The organism is Paraburkholderia sp. EG286B (assembly GCF_040965655.1).
Classification (GTDB): Bacteria; Pseudomonadota; Gammaproteobacteria; order Burkholderiales; family Burkholderiaceae; genus Paraburkholderia.
On record NZ_JBFRCF010000002.1, the window covers coordinates 272,564 to 292,596 of the forward strand.

15 protein-coding genes are annotated in these 20,033 nt (G+C 66.6%); 9 read left to right on the top strand and 6 right to left on the bottom strand.

Annotated elements, in window-relative coordinates; genetic code table 11:
* Positions 1 to 111: 111 nt before the first annotated feature.
* A complete protein-coding gene (gene smc / locus AB4Y42_RS04600; protein ID WP_368693516.1) occupies positions 112 to 3,630 on the bottom strand; it encodes a chromosome segregation protein SMC in 3,519 nt (1,172 codons plus the stop codon).
* Between the two features lie 169 nt (positions 3,631 to 3,799).
* Positions 3,800 to 4,891: a DMT family transporter gene (locus AB4Y42_RS04605; protein ID WP_368693517.1), complete on the bottom strand. Its 1,092-nt coding sequence runs from the start codon at positions 4,889 to 4,891 to the stop codon at positions 3,800 to 3,802.
* Between the two features lie 311 nt (positions 4,892 to 5,202).
* Between AB4Y42_RS04605 and dapC the strand changes: the two genes are divergently transcribed.
* The 6 genes from dapC (at position 5,203) to cls (ending at position 11,513) form a co-directional block, all read left to right on the top strand.
* Positions 5,203 to 6,426 (top strand): succinyldiaminopimelate transaminase, encoded by a 1,224-nt coding sequence (gene dapC, locus AB4Y42_RS04610; protein ID WP_368686142.1) that lies wholly within the window; start codon positions 5,203 to 5,205, stop codon positions 6,424 to 6,426.
* An 82-nt stretch (positions 6,427 to 6,508) separates the two neighbouring features.
* Entirely contained in the window at positions 6,509 to 7,336 is an 828-nt protein-coding gene (gene dapD / locus AB4Y42_RS04615) for a 2,3,4,5-tetrahydropyridine-2,6-dicarboxylate N-succinyltransferase (protein WP_028204072.1), read from the top strand.
* Positions 7,336 to 7,701 (top strand): ArsC family reductase, encoded by a 366-nt coding sequence (locus AB4Y42_RS04620; protein WP_028204073.1) that lies wholly within the window; start codon positions 7,336 to 7,338, stop codon positions 7,699 to 7,701. The genes dapD and AB4Y42_RS04620 overlap by 1 nt, the downstream gene beginning before the upstream one ends.
* 123 nt (positions 7,702 to 7,824) lie before the next feature.
* Entirely contained in the window at positions 7,825 to 8,964 is a 1,140-nt protein-coding gene (gene dapE / locus AB4Y42_RS04625; protein WP_368686143.1) for a succinyl-diaminopimelate desuccinylase, read from the top strand.
* Between the two features lie 33 nt (positions 8,965 to 8,997).
* Positions 8,998 to 9,894: a 50S ribosomal protein L3 N(5)-glutamine methyltransferase gene (gene prmB, locus AB4Y42_RS04630; RefSeq protein ID WP_368686144.1), complete on the top strand. Its 897-nt coding sequence runs from the start codon at positions 8,998 to 9,000 to the stop codon at positions 9,892 to 9,894.
* A 176-nt stretch (positions 9,895 to 10,070) separates the two neighbouring features.
* Positions 10,071 to 11,513: a cardiolipin synthase gene (gene cls / locus AB4Y42_RS04635; protein WP_368686145.1), complete on the top strand. Its 1,443-nt coding sequence runs from the start codon at positions 10,071 to 10,073 to the stop codon at positions 11,511 to 11,513.
* Positions 11,514 to 11,537: 24 nt separating this feature from the next.
* On the opposite strand, the gene AB4Y42_RS04640 is transcribed toward cls, so the two are convergent.
* Positions 11,538 to 12,020: a glutathione peroxidase gene (locus AB4Y42_RS04640; RefSeq protein ID WP_324141169.1), complete on the bottom strand. Its 483-nt coding sequence runs from the start codon at positions 12,018 to 12,020 to the stop codon at positions 11,538 to 11,540.
* Between the two features lie 175 nt (positions 12,021 to 12,195).
* Between AB4Y42_RS04640 and AB4Y42_RS04645 the strand changes: the two genes are divergently transcribed.
* Entirely contained in the window at positions 12,196 to 14,145 is a 1,950-nt protein-coding gene (locus AB4Y42_RS04645) for an ATP-binding cassette domain-containing protein (protein WP_368686146.1), read from the top strand.
* Positions 14,146 to 14,211: 66 nt separating this feature from the next.
* Entirely contained in the window at positions 14,212 to 15,459 is a 1,248-nt protein-coding gene (locus AB4Y42_RS04650) for a CoA transferase (protein WP_368693518.1), read from the top strand.
* Between the two features lie 68 nt (positions 15,460 to 15,527).
* On the opposite strand, the gene AB4Y42_RS04655 is transcribed toward AB4Y42_RS04650, so the two are convergent.
* The 3 genes from AB4Y42_RS04655 to alr form a co-directional block, all read right to left on the bottom strand.
* Positions 15,528 to 15,791, bottom strand: a complete 264-nt coding sequence (locus tag AB4Y42_RS04655; protein WP_028204079.1) for a DUF2866 domain-containing protein — start codon at positions 15,789 to 15,791, stop codon at positions 15,528 to 15,530.
* Between the two features lie 140 nt (positions 15,792 to 15,931).
* On the bottom strand, positions 15,932 to 17,308 hold the full coding sequence (gene radA, locus AB4Y42_RS04660) for a DNA repair protein RadA (RefSeq protein ID WP_368693656.1): 1,377 nt from the start codon (positions 17,306 to 17,308) through the stop codon (positions 15,932 to 15,934).
* Between the two features lie 16 nt (positions 17,309 to 17,324).
* Positions 17,325 to 18,395, bottom strand: coding sequence for an alanine racemase (gene alr / locus AB4Y42_RS04665; RefSeq protein ID WP_368693519.1), 1,071 nt, complete (start codon positions 18,393 to 18,395; stop codon positions 17,325 to 17,327).
* A gap of 220 nt (positions 18,396 to 18,615) precedes the next feature.
* Between alr and lplT the strand changes: the two genes are divergently transcribed.
* A complete protein-coding gene (gene lplT, locus AB4Y42_RS04670) occupies positions 18,616 to 19,926 on the top strand; it encodes a lysophospholipid transporter LplT (RefSeq protein WP_368686149.1) in 1,311 nt (436 codons plus the stop codon).
* Positions 19,927 to 20,033 lie beyond the last annotated feature (107 nt).

The following is a 20,033-nucleotide window of genomic DNA, read 5'->3' on the forward strand; positions in this document are numbered from 1 at the left end:
CGCGCACTCTGTGCGCCGTTGCTCTGGCGAGCGCATTGCGCGCGGCGGCTGCCTCACCGATGGCGCCGCCGGCCGCGCATCGCGCGCCGTCCGTTAGACCGTATAAATCGATTAGACCGTATTTTGGGCGAAACCCGCCGCAGTTTCCATGTCGACCGCGACGATGCGCGAAACGCCCTGTTCCTGCATCGTCACGCCAATGAGCTGCTGCGCCATCTCCATGGCGATCTTGTTGTGCGAAATGAACAGGAACTGTGTTTTGTCCGACATCGCGCGAACAAGGTTCGCGAAACGCTCGGTGTTCGCGTCGTCGAGCGGCGCGTCCACTTCGTCGAGCAGGCAGAACGGCGCCGGGTTGAGCTGGAACATCGCGAACACGAGCGCCGTGGCCGTGAGCGCTTTCTCGCCGCCGGAGAGCAGGTGAATCGTCGAATTCTTCTTGCCAGGCGGTTGCGCCATCACCTGCACGCCGGCGTCGAGAATCTCGTCGCCGGTCATGATGAGCTTCGCCTGACCGCCGCCGAACAGGCGCGGGAACAGCTCGCCGAAATGACGGTTCACTTCGTCGAAGGTGCCCTGCAGCAGCGTGCGCGTTTCCTGGTCGATCTTGCGGATCGCGTCTTCGAGCGTTTCGATTGCGCTCGTGAGGTCGGCCGACTGCGCGTCGAGGAAGGTCTTACGCTCCTTCGCCGCGGCCAGTTCGTCGAGCGCGGCCATGTTCACGGGCCCAAGCGCCGTGATCGCGTTGTTGATGCGCGTGACCTCACCTTGCAGATACGACGGCTTCATATCGGCCGTGAGCTTTTCCTGCAGCGCGGCCTCGTCGACGCCCGCGGCCTGCAGCTGCTCGACGAACTGCTCGCCGTTCAGGCGCGCGGCCTGCTCCTTCAACTGAAGCTCGGTGATCCGGTCGCGCAGCGGCTGCAGCGCGCGCTCCGCGGCGAGGCGCGTTTCGTCGGCGGCGCGCAGCTTCGCGCTCAGGTCGTCGAGTTCGGCGCGCGCGGCGCGCAGCGTGTCTTCCTTCTGCGCGCGAATTTCCAGCGCGTCCTGCAGGCCCGTGTGCGCGGTCTGCTCGTTGATCGTTTCCAGCTCGGCGCGCGCGTCTTCGAGCGATGCGGCCACGCGTTCGCTCTGATCGTGCGCGACCTGAATGTTGCGCTTCAACTCCTCGATGCGGTTCGCCATGTTGCGCGCGGCAAAGCGCGCGTCGGCCGCCGCGCGTTCGAGGTCGCGCGCCTCGTTGCGCGCCGCGCCGAGTTCCTCGTCGAGCGCCTCGAAGGCGAGCTGGTTGTCCTCGAAGCGGGCCTGCAACTCGGCGAGTTCCACGTCGTGGCGCTCGAAGTTCGCTTCCGATTCGGCGCGCAACGCGCGCTGCTCTTCGATCTGCGTGCGGATCTCGCCGAGCTCTTCGCGAATCTGCGTACTGCGCGCCGTGTAGCGCTCATGCGCCTGGGTCAGCTTCAGCACGTCCATCTGCAGCGCGTGCACGCGCTGGGTCGCGCGTTCGGCCTGCTGGCGGACATCGGTGAGCACCTGGGCAGCCTGCGTGTGCGCCGCTTCCGCGCGCACGACAGCCGTGCGGGCGTCGTCGGCGAGCAGAGTCTGGGCGCGCACCTGACGCTCGAGATTCTCAATTTCCTGCTGACGCGCGAGCATGCCGGCCTGCTCGGTGTCGGCGGCGTACAGCTGCACACTCACGCGCGTGACCATATGACCGGCCTTCACGACGAACGCGCCGCTGCCGGGCAACTGCGCACGCTGGGCGAGCGCCTCGGCGAGATCGCTCGCGACGTAGGTCGAGCCGAGCCATTCGGTGAGCACCGCGCGCAAGCCCGCATCGTCGATACGCACGAGCGAGAGCAGCGGCGTGAGGCCCGCGGGCGCAGCGGGCGCCTGACCCGCGGCCGGCGGCGAATAGAACGCGAGCTTGGCAGGCGGCGCGTCGCTCGCGAATGCCTTCACCCAGTCGAGGTTCGACACCTCGAGCGCAGCGAGCCGCTCGCGCAGCACCGATTCGAGCGCCGTTTCCCAGCCCGCCTCGACGTGCAGCTTCTTCCACAGCCGCGGCAACGCGCCCAGTTCGTGACGTTCAAGCCACGGCTGGATCTTGCCTTCCGTCTGCACGCTTTCCTGCAACTGCTTGAGTGCGGCGAGACGGGCTTCGAACTGGTGGATCTGTGCGTTTTCTGCCTGCACGCGCTCGTGCGCGGCACGGCGTTCCGCGTCGAGGCGCGGCACCGTTTCCTGAGCGTCGGCGAGACGCGCCTGCGCTTCGTGCAGGACTTCCTCCTGCTCGGCCAGCTGCATGCGCAGCTCTTCGAGCTGGGCTTCGTCCGGCGCGTCGAGGCCGCCTTCCTCCGACTTCAGACGCTCGTGGCGCTGCTGAAGCTGCTGGAGCATCTGGTCGGCGTTGCGTTGATGCGCGGCTTCGAGCTTGATGGCCTGCTCGGTGCGCGCGATGCCCGCGCGCTCGTCGTTCAGTTGCGCCTGTGCGTCGCGCCAGCGGTTTTCGAGCGCGGGCAGCGCTTCCTGCTTCGCCGCCGCATCTTCCTCGGCCAGCGCCGCCTTTTCCTCGGCGATCGCCAGCTGTTCTTCGGCGTCTTCGATATCGTCCTGCGCCTTCTGCGCCTGGACCTGCCATTGCTCGCGCTGCGCGGTGAGCGCGGCGATCTGCGCCTGCACGCGGTTGCGCGACTCGACGATGAACTTGATCTCGGCCTCGAGACGGCTCACCTCGGCGTTCGCTTCGTAAAGCGCGCCCTGCGCGCCCTGCATGGCGTCGCTCGCCGAGTAGTGGGCCACGCGCAGCGTTTCGAGCTGCGCTTCCACTTCGCGCAGCTGAGCCGTATGGCGCTCCAGGTCGATCTGCGCCTGCTCGATCGCGCGCTGCTGGCGTTGCTGCTCGCCCGCTGCCTCGTTCTTGCGCAAGAGCCACAGAAGGCGCTGCTTTTCCTCGCCCTCGGCCTGCAGCTCGCGGTATTTCGTGGCGACGACCGCCTGGCCCTCGAGCTTTTCGAGGTTGCTGGACAGCTCGCGCACGATGTCCTCGACACGCGTGAGGTTCTCGCGCGTGTCGTGCAGGCGGTTCTCGGTCTCGCGGCGGCGTTCCTTGTATTTCGACACGCCCGCGGCTTCTTCGAGGAACACGCGCAGCTCTTCGGGCTTTGCCTCGATGATCCGCGCGATCATGCCCTGCCCGATGATCGCGTAGGCGCGCGGGCCTAGGCCCGTGCCGAGGAAAATGTCCTGGATATCGCGCCGGCGCGCCGGCAGGTTGTTGATGTAGTAGCTCGACGTGCCGTCGCGCGTGAGCACGCGCTTCACGGCGATTTCGGCATACTGGCCCCACTGCCCGGCGGCGCGGCCATCGGCGTTGTCGAACACCAGTTCGACGCTCGCGCGGCTGCCCGGCTTGCGCGCGGTGGAACCGTTGAAGATGACGTCCTGCATCGACTCGCCGCGCAGCTCGGACGCCCGGGATTCACCCAGCACCCAGCGCACCGCGTCGATGATGTTGGATTTCCCACAGCCGTTTGGCCCGACCACCCCGACGAGTTGGCCCGGAACCTGGAAATGCGTGGGATCGACGAAGGATTTGAAGCCAGCGAGTTTAATCGAGGTCAGACGCACGGCGATATCGCTGTTTGAATAGTGGTGAACGGGACCGCCCGTGCCGTACCTCGCTTGCCGCCGCGCATCCGCAACCGATCGCGCGACGGCGGAGTGCACACTGGGCAGCCGCCACGGCTCGCCGTACGAACGCGCATGCGCGCGTGCGGCCGACGGGAATCAGCGGCAATCATACCATCGCACGCGCGCCATTCCGCGCGCGGGAAGGCCCTGGGCCCGTGCCGCCGCCTGTGTTGCCGCCGCCGTTGCCATCGTCGCCGCCGGGGCCGTTGCCGTCGGCGTCGTCCGCGTCATCGGTGCGGCTCGCGTCGGCGTGGGTCATGACGCTCGCATCGGCGCTCGCGTGCGCGCCGCGCTTGCGCGCGTCCTGCGCCCGGTGCACCCAGCTCGACAGCAGGGAAGCCAGCACGATGCACGCGCCGCCCGCCCATTCGCGCGGGCCCGGCGTCTCGCCGGCGAAGAGCCACGACGTGAGCGCCGTCACGACGATCTCGAACAGCATGATGATGGAGGCACGGTTCGCCGGCACGCGGGCGAGCCCGTACTGTACGAGCATGTTGTTGCTGCCGAGCACGATGCCAAGCGCGAGCACGAGCAGCACGACACGCGCAAGGTGCTCGCCCGCCGGTGCGGCCGACATCGGCTCGAAACAGGAGGTCAGCGCGCCGAACAGCGCCGCGCCCGCGAAGATCACGGCCGTGCGCATCTCAGGCTTCATGTGCGGCAGCACGCGGCTCGTCTTCACGACCAGCACGTTGCTCATCGCGAAACCCATGCCGCCGATGAGACCCGCCCATTCGGCCGCGTTGGCGGGCAGCGGCACGCCGAGCCGCGGCGACCAGAGCATCAGCACCGCACCGAGCAGCGAAAGCGCCGCCAGCGCGCCGCCCGCCCAGTTCAGGCGCTCGTGCAGGATGAAGTGCGCGAAGATCGCCGTCCACGCCGGGGTCAGATAAAAGAGCAGCAGCACGCGCATCACTTCGCCGTGGATCGCGCCCCACACGAAACCGACGTTGGTCACGCCCGCGGCAAGTCCGAGCATCGGCAGCACCCAGTGCCAGCGCACGCTCGCGAGCGAGCGCCAGCGCAGCACCAGCACGAAGAGACAGCCGGCCGCGCTCGTTGCCGCGCTGGAGGCCGTACCGGTGAGCCCGGCGGCCGCCAGCATGCGCAGCGGATACCAGACAAAACCCCAGACGGACGCGCCAATCATGATGGCGAGCGTCGGCCACGCGGCGCGCAAGCCCGTGCTGTGGCTCATGGCTCGCGCTTCCCGTGGCCCGGCCGCGGGTTCGCGGCACGTGCGCCGTGGTTCGAAACGTCGTTCGAGAATTTCATGCTTTTCCTTTATTTCGTCGCCCGGCAGGCACCGGCGGCGCCGGGGCGGGATCCGGCCGGCGCCCGCAGCAGCAGCGGCGCCACGCTATAATCGACCGCTTGCAGCCGCAAGGCCGCGCCGCGCATCCGTGTTGTTTCGCCCAGCGCGGCGCGACCGGCTCGCCGGCCCGCAGTGGCCACTCCCATCCTGCGCGCCACGCCATCCGTCTTTCGCTCACGCCTGTCCAGCCCCAAGTGAATCCGCTACTCGACACCCTTCAGTCCTATCCCTTCGAAAAGCTGCGCGTGCTCTTCAAGGACGTCACGCCGAACGCCGGCCTGCGCCACATCAGCTTCGGGATCGGCGAGCCGAAACACCCGACGCCGGCGCTGATCCGCGACGCCATCGTCGCGTCGCTCGACGGCCTCTCGTCGTACCCGGCCACGGCGGGCACCCCGGCACTGCGCGAATCGATCGCGAACTGGGTAAAGGCGCGCTACGGGCTGCCGGCCATCGATGCGAACACGGAAATCCTGCCCGTGTCCGGCTCGCGCGAGGCGCTGTTCGCGCTCGCGCAGGCCGTGATCGACCCGACGGCGGGCGTGAAAGACCCGGCAAAGCGGGCGATCGTACTCTGCCCGAACCCTTTCTACCAGATCTACGAAGGCGCCGCGCTGCTGGGCGGCGGCGAGCCGTACTTCGTGAACAGCGATCCGGCCCGCAACTTCGCCTGCGACTATTCGCAGGTTCCCGAAGAGGTCTGGGCGCGCACGCAGCTGCTGTACGTGTGCTCGCCCGGCAATCCCACGGGTGCCGTGATCACGCTCGACGACTGGCGCGAGCTGTTCGCGCTTTCCGACCGCTACGGCTTCGTGATCGCCTCGGACGAGTGCTACTCGGAGATCTACTTCGACGAAGCCACGCCGCCGCTCGGCGGTCTCGAAGCGGCACACAAGCTGGGCCGCGGCTTCGAGCGCCTCGTCATGCTGTCGAGCCTTTCGAAGCGCTCGAACGCGCCGGGCATGCGCTCGGGGTTCGTCGCCGGGGACGCCGCCATCCTCAAGCAGTTCCTGCTGTACCGCACCTATCACGGCGCGGCCCTGTCGCCGGTCTGGCAATCCGCCAGCATCGCGGCCTGGGGCGACGAGGCGCACGTGCGCGAAAACCGCGCGAAATACGTGAAGAAGTTCTCGACCGTCACACCCATGCTCGCCGACGTGCTCGACGTGAAATTGCCCGACGCCGCGTTCTACCTCTGGGCCAACGTCGCGCGCACCGGCCTCACGGACACCGCGTTCGCCCAGCGTCTCTACGCCGACTATAATGTGACGGTTCTGCCCGGCTCGTTCCTCGCGCGCGAGGCGCACGGCACGAATCCGGGCAAAGACTTCGTGCGCATGGCGCTCGTCGCCGACGTCGAAGAGTGCATCGAGGGCGCGCAGCGCATCGTCGAGTTCTGCCGCTCGCTCAAACCGTAAAGCCTTTTTCGTGCGCGCCGGGGTCCCGCACCTCGCGGCGCGCAACACCGCTTTCAACCATCAATCTCACGAAATCACCACCATGTCGCAACAACTTCAGCAGATCATCGACACCGCCTGGGAAAACCGCGCCGACTTCTCGCCCAAGTCGGCTCCGAACGACGTGCGCGAAGCCGTCGCCCACGTCATCGCCGAGCTGGACAAAGGCGCGCTGCGCTGCGCCGAGAAGAAGGACGGCGACTGGGTCGTCAACCAATGGGTGAAGAAGGCCGTGCTGCTGTCGTTCCGCCTGGAAGACAACGCACCGATGCCCGCCGGCGGCTACAGCCAGTTCTACGACAAGGTGCCCTCGAAGTTCGCCAATTACACGGCCGAAGATTTCGCCGCGGGCGGCTTCCGCGTCGTGCCGCCGGCCATCGCGCGCCGCGGCTCGTTCATCGCGAAGAACGTCGTGCTGATGCCGTCGTACACCAACATCGGCGCGTATGTCGATGAAGGCACGATGGTCGATACGTGGGCCACGGTCGGTTCGTGCGCGCAGATCGGCAAGAACGTGCACCTCTCGGGCGGCGTCGGCATCGGCGGCGTGCTGGAGCCGCTGCAGGCCAACCCGGTCATCATCGAAGACAACTGCTTCATCGGCGCGCGCTCGGAAGTCGTGGAAGGCGTGATCGTCGAAGAGAACTCGGTCATCTCGATGGGCGTGTACCTCGGCCAGTCGACCAAAATTTACGACCGCGAAACCGGCGAAGTCTCGTACGGCCGCATCCCGGCAGGCTCGGTCGTGGTCGCGGGCAACCTGCCCTCGAAGGACGGCTCGCACAGCCTGTACTGCGCCGTGATCGTCAAGAAGGTCGACGCGAAAACGCGCGCCAAGGTCGGCCTGAACGAGCTGCTGCGAGGCGACTGATGGCGAAGTCGGCCAAGACCGTCGTTTACGGCATTCCGAACTGCGACACCGTGAAGAAGGCCCGCGTGTGGCTCGAAGAGCACGGCGTCGAGTTCGAGTTTCACGACTTCAAGAAAGCGGGCGTCTCGAATGCGCTGGTCCAGGACTGGCTCAAGGACGTGTCGCTCGATCAGCTCATCAACAAGCGCGGCACGACCTGGCGCGGCCTGTCGGATGTGCACAAGGCCGAAGCCGACACGACCGCCGGCGCGATCGCGCTGATGATCCACAAGCCGTCGATCATCAAGCGGCCCGTCGTCGTGGTGAACGGCCGCGTGAAGACGCTCGGCTTTTCCGCCGACCAGTATGCGGAGCTGTTCGCTTGAGCGCCGCATGAGACCGGTGCGCCTGAACTGCCCCATGGCAGGTCGGGCACACGGTCATGACAAGTTGTTGCCGGCCCCTGCTCCATCAGCGGCGCCGGCATTTTTATTGAAAGTGGTCTTTTTATGTCCGCCACCCTCGCCCTTACCGAAGCCCTGATCGCGCGCGCGTCCGTCACGCCCGACGACCAGCACTGCCAGCGCATCATGACCGAACGCCTTGGCGCGCTCGGCTTCGCGTGCGAAACGATCGAATCCAACGGCGTGACCAACCTGTGGGCCGTCAAGCGCGGCACCGCGGGCGCGCAAGGCCCACTGCTCGCCTTCGCGGGCCACACCGACGTCGTGCCCACCGGCCCCATCGAGCAATGGAGTTCGCCGCCGTTCCAACCCTCGCATCGCGACGGCGTTCTCTATGGCCGCGGCGCCGCCGACATGAAGACTTCGCTCGCGGCCTTCGTGGTGGCGAGCGAAGAGTTCGTGGCGGCGCATCCGCAGCATCGCGGCGCCATCGCGTTCCTCATCACGAGCGACGAAGAAGGCCCGGCCACCGACGGCACCGTGAAGGTCGTCGAGGCGCTGCAGGCGCGCGGCGAGAAGATGGATTACTGCATCGTGGGCGAGCCGACTTCGACGCATACGCTCGGCGACTGTGTGAAGAACGGCCGCCGCGGCTCGATGTCGGGCAAGCTCGTCGTGAAGGGTGTGCAGGGGCATATCGCCTATCCGCATCTCGCGAAGAACCCGGTGCATCTGCTGGCGCCCGCGCTCGCCGAACTCGTCGCCGAAAAGTGGGACGACGGCAACGAGTACTTCCCGCCCACCACGTGGCAGGTGTCGAACCTGCACAGCGGCACCGGCGCGAGCAACGTGATTCCGGGCCACGCCGACGTGATGTTCAACTTCCGCTTCTCGACCGCGAGCACGGTGGAAGGCCTGCAGCAGCGCGTCCACGCGATCCTCGACAAGCACGGCCTCGAATACGACCTGCACTGGAGCGTGAGCGGCCTGCCCTTTCTCACGCCGCGCGGCGCGCTCTCGAACGCGCTCGAAAAGGCGATCCACGACGAAACCGGCGTCACGAGCGAACTGTCGACCACGGGCGGCACGTCCGATGGCCGCTTCATCGCCCGCATGTGCGAGCAGGTGGTGGAGTTCGGGCCGCCGAACGCCAGCATCCACAAGATCGATGAGCATATCGAAGTGAAATTCATCGATCCGCTCAAGAACGTCTATCGCCGCGTGCTCGAACAACTGATCGCCTGACCGGCCCACCGAACACGCTCTGGAGTCCAGAACATGACCCATCCGCTCGCCGCCACCTTCGCCACCGTTCGCGACCTGTTGCGCTACGGTGTCTCGCGCTTTTCGGCCGCGCAACTCGCATTCGGCCACGGCTCGAACAACGCCTACGACGAAGCCGCGTACCTGATCCTGCACACGCTGCATTTGCCGCTCGACCTGCTCGATCCGTTTCTCGACGCGCGCCTCACGAGCGAGGAAATCGACAAGGTGCTCGGCGTGATCGAGCGCCGCGCGACCGATCGCGTCCCCGCCGCCTATATCACGCAGGAAGCGTGGATGCACGGCCTGCGCTTCTACGTCGATGAGCGCGTCATCGTGCCGCGCTCGTTCATCGGCGAGCTGCTCGCAGACGGCCTGCAGCCCTACGTGGAAGATCCTGAACAGGTCACCGCGGTGCTGGAGCTGTGCACCGGCTCGGCGAGCCTTGCGATTCTCGCGGCGCACGCGTTTCCGAACGCCGACATCGACGCCGTCGATCTGTCCGCGCCCGCCCTCGAAGTCGCGCGGCGCAACGTGCACGAACACGCTCTCGACGAGCGCATTGCCCTCTTCGAAGGCGACCTGTACGCGCCGCTGCCCGAGCGCCGCTACGACGTGATCATCACGAACCCGCCCTACGTGAATGCCGACTCGATGCAGGCGCTGCCGCCCGAGTACCGCCACGAGCCGGAAATGGCGCTCGCGGGCGGCGCGGACGGCATGGACATCGTGCGCCGCATCGTCAAGGAAGCACGCAACTGGCTCACCGACGACGGTGTGCTGGTGATCGAGATCGGCAACGAGCGCGAGAACGTGGAAGCGGCGTTCGGCGGCCTCGATCTCGTCTGGCTCTCGACGAGCGCCGGCGACGACCAGGTCTTCCTGATTCAGGCCTGCGACCTGCCGGTCTGATCGTCCTGTGCGTCTTGTCCGAGCGAGCCGCGGCGCCCGAGCGCCGTGTCTCGCCGCGTGCAGGACCGGGACGATCGCCGTCATCGCAGCGGGTTCGGTAAGATTGAGCCCTCCGGCCGTGCGCTTCCCGGCGCGGGCCGGTCCTGCGTCCGGCTGAAGGAGCGTCCCACGCATCTATGCGATTCGACTGGTCACACCTCGGTACGCTGCTCGCGCTCATCCATCTGCTTGGACTGATCGCAGCGTGCCACGCCATCCTCAACACGCGCACCTCGCAAGGCGCGATTGCCTGGGCCGTCTCGCTCGCGACGATGCCCTACCTCACGCTCGTCCCGTATCTCTTTCTCGGCCGCAGCAAGTTCGCGGGCTATGCGGACGCGCGGCGCCTGCGCAACGAAACCTTGCGCTCGCGCGCCCACGCGCCCGACTGGGACAAGCTCGTCTCCGCGGGCGAATGGCCCGCCGACGAGCTGGGCGTACGCGTGATCCGCACGTTCGCGCGCCTCGGCGGGATGCCGCTCGTGCCGGGCAACGCCGTGCGCACGCTCGTGAACGGCGAAGCGACCTTCTCCGCCATCTTCGATGCGATCGAGCAAGCCCGGCACTACGTGATCGTGCAGTTCTTCATCGTGCGCGCCGACGCGCTCGGCGACATGCTCAAGGACGTGCTGCTCGACTGCACGAAACGCGGCGTACGCGTGTACTTCCTCTACGACAGCATCGGCTCGTTCGACCTGCCCGCCAGCTACGTCCACGAATTGCAGGACTCCGGCGTGGAAGTGCACCCGTTCTCCACGAAGCGCCACTTCGTGAATCGCTTCCAGCTCAACTTCCGCAACCACCGCAAGATCGTCGTGGTAGACGGCCAGCACGCGTTCGTGGGCGGCCACAACGTGGGCATCGAATATCTGGGCGCGAACGCGCGGCTTTCTCCGTGGCGCGACACGCATATCGAGCTGCGCGGACCGGCGGTCGCCAACGTGCAGTTCGCCTTCACCGAGGACTGGTACTGGGCCACCCAGCAGCTGCCCGGCTGCGAGCCGCCCACGGTCGTGCCGCAGGATGGCGACGATATGTATTGCCTCGTCCTGCCCACCGGGCCGGCGGACCGCCAGGAGACCTGCTCGCTGTTCTTCGTCGAGGCGATCAACGCCGCGAAAAAACGCCTGTGGATCACGACGCCCTACCTCGTGCCCGACGAGGCCGTGTTTTCGGCCCTGCGCCTCGCAGCGCTGCGCGGCGTGGACGTGCGCATCATGATCCCGAGCCGGCGCGACCATTATGTGGTCTTCGAGGCGTCGATGCTGTACGCCTTCGATGCGGTGCGCGCGGGCATCCGCATCTTTCGCTACAAGCCGGGCTTCCTGCACCAGAAGGTCGTGCTGATCGACGACGTGGCTGCCGCCATCGGCAGCGCGAATCTTGACAACCGGTCGTTTCGCCTGAACTTCGAGATCATGGTGCTGACCGTGCATCGCGGCTTCGCGGCCGAAGTCGAAGCGATGCTGCTGCGCGATTTCAACGAGACGTTCGAGATCGATCGCAGCGAGTACCGCGACGCGCCCGCGTGGCGCAAGATCACGATGCATCTCGCGCGGCTCTTCGCGCCGATTCTCTAGCGCACCGGTGCCGCCAGGCTGCGCTCAGAGCTGCTTTTCGATGTCCGCCGCAATGGCCTCGGGTTTCGTCATCGGCGCATAGCGCTTCACCACGTCGCCGTTGCGATCGACCAGAAACTTCGTGAAATTCCACTTGATGGCGCCGAGCCCGAGCAGCCCCGGCGCCTCGCCCGTGAGCCAGCGATACAGCGGATGCGCGTTCGCCCCTTTCACGTCGATCTTTTCGAACATCGGGAACGTGACCCCGAAGTTCTTCTCGCAGAAGCTGCCGATCTGCGCGGCGTCGCCGGGTTCCTGCTTGCCGAACTGGTTGCACGGAAAGCCGAGCACCGCGAGCCCGCGCGCCGCGTACTGGTCGTAGAGCGTTTGCAGACCCGCGTACTGCGGCGTGAAACCGCATTCGCTCGCAGTATTGACGATCAGGAGCACCTTGCCCGTATAGCGCTCGAGGCTCACCGGCTCGCCGCCGCCGAGCGGTTGCGCCGAAAACGAATAGATCGATGTCATCTGGCTCTCCCGTGGAAAAGCGCCAGTCTACGTGAGAAAACGCGCAATTAGCACCCGACCAGACGGCTAGCCGTCCGGCCAATGTCGGCTGCAGCGCGCCCAGGCTGCGCGCCCCGGTCTGCGCGCCCCGGTTTAAAATACCGCCTTCTTTGGTTTTCTTCCCGCCGGCGCCGTCGTGATCCGCTTCAACCAATTCAGTCTTGCCCGCGGCACCAAGCCGCTTTTCGAACAGACCTCGTTCACGCTGAACCCGGGTGAAAAGGTCGGTCTCATCGGCGCGAACGGCGCGGGCAAATCGACCCTGTTCGCCGTGCTGCGCGGCGAACTGCACGCCGACGCCGGCGACTTCTCGCTGCCGCCGTCCTGGCGCATCGCGCACGTCGCGCAGGAAACTCCGGCGGTCGACCGCACCGCGCTCGACTACGCGCTGGACGGCGACGCCGCGCTGCGCGACATCGAGGCCCGCATCGCCGCGGCCTCGGCGGCGCACGACGGCGCGGCGGAAGCCGAAGCGCACGGCGCCTTCGCCGACGCCGATGGCTACACCGCCCCCGCGCGAGCGGAAGCGCTGCTGCTCGGCCTGGGCTTCACGCTCGAGCAGACGCGCCAGAGCGTCTCGAGCTTCTCGGGCGGCTGGCGCATGCGCCTGAACCTCGCGCAGGCGCTCATGTGCCGCTCCGACCTGCTGCTGCTCGACGAGCCCACGAACCACCTGGATCTGGACGCGATCGTCTGGCTCGAAGACTGGCTGCACCGCTATCCCGGCACGCTCGTCGTGATCTCGCACGACCGCGAGTTCCTCGACTCGATCTGCAACGTCACGCTGCATCTGGAGAACCAGCAGATCAAGCGCTACGGCGGCAATTACTCGCAGTTCGAGATCCTGCGCGCGCAACAACTGGCGCTCCAGCAAAGCGCGTATGAAAAGCAGCAGCGCACCGTCGCCCACCTGCAAAGCTTCATCGACCGCTTCAAGGCCAAGGCCACCAAGGCGCGCCAGGCGCAAAGCCGCGTCAAGGCGCTGGAAAAGATGGAGCTGATCGTACCGGCGCACGCCAGCTCGCCGTTCACGTTCGAATTCCGCACGCCCGACTCCGCGCCCAACCCCATGCTCGTGATGGACGACGTGCGCTGCGGCTATCGGGCCGAGGACGGCAGCGAAACGCCCATCGTCGAGCGCGTCACGCTATCGATCCAGAACGGCCAGCGTATCGGCCTGCTCGGTGCGAACGGCCAGGGCAAGTCCACGCTCATCAAGACGCTCGCAGGCACGCTCGCGGCGCTCTCCGGCGAGCTGGGCACGGGCAAGGGCCTGCAGATCGGCTATTTCGCGCAGCACCAGCTCGAAACGCTGCGCCCGGACGACTCGCCGCTCCAGCATCTCGCCCGGCTCGCGCCCGACACGCGCGAGCAGGAGCTGCGCGACTTCCTCGGCGGCTTCAACTTCCCCGGCGCGATGGCCACGGCGCCCATCGCGCCGTTCTCGGGCGGTGAAAAGGCGCGCCTCGCGCTCGCGCTCATCATCTGGCAAAAGCCCAACCTGCTGCTCCTCGACGAGCCGACCAACCACCTCGACCTCGAAACGCGCCATGCGCTCACCATGGCGCTCGCGCAATTCGAAGGCACGCTGATCCTCGTGTCGCACGACCGGCATTTGCTACGTGCCACGACCGATCAGTTCATGCTGGTGGCGAAGCACCGTCTGCAGCCGTTCGACGGCGACCTCGACGACTACCGCGACTGGTTGCTGCAGCACGCGGCCGAGCAACGCGCGGCGCTCAAGGAGGCCGCTTCCGGCACGGCGGATGCGGCAAACGGCGCAACTGCCGCCGATGGCGTCAATCGCAAGGAACAGCGCCGCCAGGAAGCCGGGCAGCGCCAGAAGGTTGCGCACCTGAAGAAGCCGTTACAGGCGAAAATCGGCAAGATCGAAAAGGAAATGGATGCGCTCAACAGCGAAAAGAGCACGCTCGACGCCTTCGTCGCCGACCCGGCGAGCTACGAGCCTCAGCAGAAGAGCCGCCTGACCGAAGCGATTCGCCGCCAGGCCGAAGTCGCCACGCGCCTCGAAACGCTCGAAGCCGAGTGGCTCGATGCGCACGAGGAACTCGAGCAGATCGGCTAGCGCAGCGCTGAGTCACCATCGCGCCATCAGGCGCTTTCGCCAGCTATTTTCGCCAGGGAGCCACGAGTGTCGTCACCCGCCGCATTGCAGGGCCTTCGCGTACTGGATCTGACCCGCCTTCTGCCCGGGCCCGTGGCCACCTTGCGGCTCGCGGAAATGGGCGCCGATGTCCTGAAAATCGAGCCGCCCGGTGCGGGCGACGCGGCGCGCGTGATGATGCAGAGTGCGGTGGACGAAGTGGCCGCGCGCCCCGGTGCGTTCTATCGCCTCGTCAATCGCGGCAAGCGCGAAACGCGCGTCGATCTGAAGACCGAGAGCGGCCGCTCGGTGTTGCTCGCGCTCGCGCGCGACGCCGACGTGCTCGTCGAAAGTTTCCGGCCCGGTGTGATGGACCGCCTCGGCGTAGGCTACGAGGCATTGCGCAAGGTCAATCCGAAACTCGTCTACTGCGCGATCACGGGCTACGGCACGACCGGCCCGTTCGCCGGCCATCCGGGCCTCGACATCAACTATGTCGCCTATTCGGGCGTGCTCGACCAGTTGGCCACGCGCGACGGCGTGCCGGTGCTGCCCAACTTCCAGATCGCCGACCTGCTTGGCGGCGCGCTCAGCGCGGTCACGCAGATTCTCGCGGCGCTCTGGCATGTGGCGCGCGGCGGCGAGGGTCGTTTCGTCGATGTTTCGATGGCGCACGCGAGTTACGCGCACAACGTGGTCGCCCAGGTCGCGCTGGCCAACGACGACGCCGCGGCGCTGCAACCGGGCGGCGGGCTGCTCAACGGCGGCGTGCCCTGCTACAACCTCTATCGCACGCAGGACGGACGGTGGCTCGCCGTCGGCGCGCTCGAACTGAAGTTCTGGCAGACGCTGTGCCAGGCCATTGGCCGCGACGACTGGGCCGAACGGCACTGGAGTCTCGGCCAGGCGATCGGCGGCGCCGATGCCGCCGCGCTCACGCGCGAGCTGGCAGCCATCATCGAGTCGGAGTCGCTGCAGACCTGGATCGACCGTCTGGAGGCGATCGACACCTGTGTTTCGCCCGTCCTCACGCCAGGCGAGGCTTCGCGCCATCCCCTCTTCAATGCCGAAGTGCTGCAGGCCATGATGGACGAAATGGCCGCGAGACACACGCAGCAGGCCGCGCCCGGCATGCAGGCGGCGCCTTTTCAGCCGGGCGGTCAGCCGCCGGGCACGCATGCCGTCCAACCTGCCCGGCCGGTCCAACCCGGCCAGCCTGCGCAACCCGGCCAGGGCGCCGAAACGTCGGGCGCGCCTGGTGGCAAAAAGCCCTTCACCTACGGGCCCTGGGGCTAGCCCTCGCCGTATCCCGCATCATCCGTGGGCACAATGAAAAATGGGCGCTTCGCAGCGCCCATTTTTGTTTAGCGTCGCGGCAGCGTTTGCCGCGGCGTCCGCTCGTCGTCGTACATCACGTATTTGCGGCCTTCCACGTGGTGCGCAATGGTGCTGCGCACTTCGGCCGCCGTCACGTCTTCCGCCACAACGCGGCGCGAAATGCGCCCGTCGCCGTCGATCCACTCGACGATGCGGCACGTGCTGCCCCAGGGTTGCATCAGCGGCTCGGACACCCGGCAGCCGCGCACGACGATCGAACGACCGTCGAAGGACGTATCAGTCTGTTTCAAGTCGCTATCCTTTCCGCTCGACACGGGTTGAACACCGCGCCAAGGATAGGGAAATCGCAGTCTGAAATGGTTACAGCCGGAACCAGGGTTGTTACTAATCATTACGCGCCAGTACACGCCATCGGCACGCGCACGACGGCTCAATCCAGCTCGCGTATCCGGTCGATCGCTTCTTCGAGGCGCTCCACGGCAATCACCTGTAAACCGTCGATCGGCTGTTTCGGCGCATTGGCGCGGGGAATCAGGGCGCATGAAAAACCGAGCTTCGCCGCTTCCTTCAGACGATCCTGGCCGCGCGGTGAGGGTCGGATCTCGCCCGCGAGGCCGACTTCGCCAAAAACGATCAGACCCTTGGGCAACGCCTTGTTACGCATCGAAGAATGAATGGCGAGCAGCACGGCCAGGTCGGCGGCCGGCTCCGTGATCTTTACGCCGCCCACGGCGTTGAGGAACACGTCTTGATCGAAGCACGCGATGCCGGCATGGCGATGCAGCACCGCCAGCAGCATGGCAAGCCGGTTTTGTTCGAGACCGACGGCGAGGCGCCGCGGATTCGGCACGTGCGCCGTGTCGACGAGCGCCTGCACTTCGACGAGCAGCGGCCGCGAGCCTTCCTGGGTCACGAGCACGCAGGAGCCCGGCACGCTCTGCTCGTGCTGCGAGAGGAAGAGCGCCGACGGATTCGCCACGCCGCGCAGGCCTTTCTCGGTCATCGCGAACACGCCCAGCTCGTTGACCGCGCCGAAGCGGTTCTTGAACGCGCGCACCAGCCGGAACGACGAATGCGTGTCGCCCTCGAAATACAGCACGGTGTCGACGATGTGCTCGAGCACCCGCGGCCCCGCGAGGTTGCCCTCCTTCGTCACGTGGCCGACCATGATGATCGCCGTGCCCGACTGCTTCGCGATGCGCGTGAGCTGCGCCGCGCACTCGCGCACCTGCGCGACCGAGCCGGGCGCGGAAGTCAGCGCTTCGGAGTAGATCGTCTGGATCGAGTCGATGACCGCGACGTCGGGCTTCTCGGCCTCGATCGTCGCCTGGATCTTTTCGAGCTGGATCTCGGCAAGCAGCTGCAGCTCGCTCGCCATGGAGCCGGGGTCGAGCAGCGCCAGTCGTTGCGCGCGCAACGCGATCTGCGCCGCCGATTCTTCACCGCTTACATAGAGCGCGCGACGCTCAGCCGCGATTTGCGCGAGCGACTGCAGCAGCAGCGTCGATTTGCCGATCCCGGGGTCGCCGCCGATCAGCACCACGCCGCCCGCCACGAGGCCGCCGCCCAGCACGCGATCGAACTCGCCTACGCCGGTCGTGAAGCGCGGCACGTCGGACGCCTCGATATCGGCGAGACGCCGCACCGGGGCGCTCTTCGCGAGCGACTGGAAGCGGTGGCTGCTCGCCGTTTCGGCAACGCCTTCCACGAGCGTGTTCCACGCGCCGCACGCGGGGCACTGGCCCTGCCACTTGGGCGCCTGCCCGCCGCATTCGGTACACGTATACAGTGTCTTGACCTTCGCCATGCTCTTTGCCATGGCGTTATTCGGCCCGCACGGGAACACGCGGCGCAACGGCGCACATCAGCTCGTAGCCGATCGTGCCGCAGGCTTTCGCGACGTCGTCGATCGGCAGATTGTTGCCCCACAGTTCCACGCGCGCGCCCACGCCCGCGGTGTGCACCGGCGTGAGGTCGACGGTGAGCATGTCCATCGAGACGCGGCCCACCACATGCGTGAGCACGCCGTCGACGATCACGGGCGTGCCTTCGGGCGCGACGCGCGGATAGCCGTCGGCATAACCGCACGCCACCACGCCGATGCGCATGGGCTTGCGCGCCGTGAAGATCGAGCCGTAGCCAACGGTCTGCCCTTCGGCCACATGCTGCGTGGCGATCAGTTCGGACGCGAGCGTCATGGCCGGCTGCAGACCGGTGCCTTCGAGCGCCGAGGCGAAACCCGATGGCGACGCGCCATAAAGAATGATGCCGGGGCGCACCCAGTCGAAGTGCGTCGACGGATGCCAGAGCGTGGCCGCCGAATTGGCGAGGCTGCGCGCGCCGGCAATGCCTTGCGCGCCGCGCTCGAACGTCTCCATCTGCTCGCCGACGCCGCGCGGCGTGTCGGCGTCGGCGAAGTGCGTCATCAGCGTGATCTGGCCGATGCCCGCGCAGGCGCGCGCACGCTCCCATGCGGCACGGTACTTCTCCGGCGTGTAGCCGAGCCGGTTCATGCCGCTGTTCATCTTGAGCTGGATGTTGACCGGCTTCGACAGACGCGCCATTTCGAGCATGCGCATCTGCTCGTCGCTGTGCACGACGGTCGTGAGGCTATAGCGGTCGATCACGTCGATGTCGGTCGGCCGGAAAAAACCTTCGAGCAGGAGGATCGGCCCGGCCCAGCCGAGTTCGCGCAGCTTCACGGCCTCCTCGAGGTCGAGCAGGCCGAAACCGTCGGTTGCGCGCAGGCCGGGGAACGCGCGCGCAAGCCCGTGCCCGTAGGCGTTGGCCTTCACCACGGCCCAGATTTTCGACTTTGGCGCGTACTTGCGGACGACGGCGAGGTTATTGGCGAGAGCGGCGGTGTGAATCGTTGCTGAGAGGGGGCGCGGCATGGGAGATTTTTTCGCAAAGACGCTTTCGAATCAGGAGCTTACAGGGTGTTTTCAGCACCCCGCAGGCCCGCCTGACGGGCGCTCAAGGATTGTGCTAGTCCGAATGCACCTATTTTCGTGATATAAAGCCCTGCGCACAACCCATTTCGAACGTAATAAGCCCGGATGCCTCCCACCCGTCCGGGGCGGACGGACCGCAGCGAGGAAAGCATCGCATCAGATGAAAAAAGGCTTTTACACCATCATGGCCGCGCAGTTTTTTTCGTCGTTGGCCGACAATGCGCTCCTCATCGCTGCAATTGCACTGCTGAAAGACCTCAACGCCCCGAACTGGATGACGCCGCTGCTCAAGCTGTTCTTCGTTCTCTCCTACGTCGTTCTTGCCGCCTTCGTCGGCGCCTTCGCAGATTCCCGCCCCAAGGGCCGCGTGATGTTCATCACGAACACGATCAAGGTCGTGGGCTGCGCGATGATGCTGGCAGGCACCCACCCTTTGTTGGCCTATGGCGTAGTGGGTTTCGGGGCTGCGGCTTATTCTCCCGCCAAGTACGGCATCCTGACCGAGCTGCTGCCGCCTGAGCGCCTCGTCGCCGCCAACGGCTGGATCGAGGGCACGACAGTCGGCTCGATCATCCTCGGCACCGTACTCGGCGGCGCATTGATCAGCCCCCACATCGCCTCGCATGTGCTGCGCCATACGCCCGCCGCGATCAGCACGCCCGCCGAAGCCGCGATGGTCGTCATCATGGTGATTTACGTAATCGCCGCCCTCTTCAATCTGCGCATTCCCGACACCGGCGCACGCTACCCGCGCCAGCAGCACGGTGTCATTCGCCTCATCACCGACTTCGCCGACTGCTTCAACACGCTCTGGCGCGACAAGCTCGGGCAAATCTCGCTCGCGGTCACGACACTGTTCTGGGGCGCGGGCGCGACGCTGCAGTTCATCGTGCTGAAATGGGCCGAAGTCTCGCTCGGCATGTCGCTTTCCGAAGGCGCTGTGCTGCAGGCCGTGGTGGCCGTGGGCGTGGCGGCCGGCGCCATGATCGCGGCCGCGCGCGTGCCGCTCAAGAAGTCGCTCTCGGTGCTGCCGGTCGGCATCATCATGGGTCTCGCGGTCATGCTGATGGCGTTCTACACGCGCCATCTCTTTCCGCCGCATTGGGGCTTGCATATCGGCCACATGCGCATTCCCGGCTACCTGATTTTCGCGTACCTCTTCCTCATGGTCGTGGGCGGCCTTTCGGGCTTCTTCGTCGTGCCGATGAACGCGCTGCTCCAGCACCGCGGCCACGTGCTGCTCTCCGCGGGCCACTCGATCGCCGTGCAGAACTTCAACGAGAACCTCTCGGTGCTCGTGATGCTGTGCCTCTACGCCGTGCTCGTCTGGCTCGACGTGCCGGTGACCATCGTGATCGTGCTGTTCGGCACCTTCGTCTGTCTGATGATGTGGCTCGTGATGCGCCGCCACCAGGCGAATCAACGCTCGTTCGACTCGGTCGCCCTGATCGGCGAAAATCACAGGCATTGACGGGCGTGCCTGTGCGCACACCATCCGGCCGCCACGTCTGCTGAATCGATCCTTCCTCCCTGCGCACGCGCGGCACGTCTTGTCGACCCGGCCGCGCGCGACGCGCA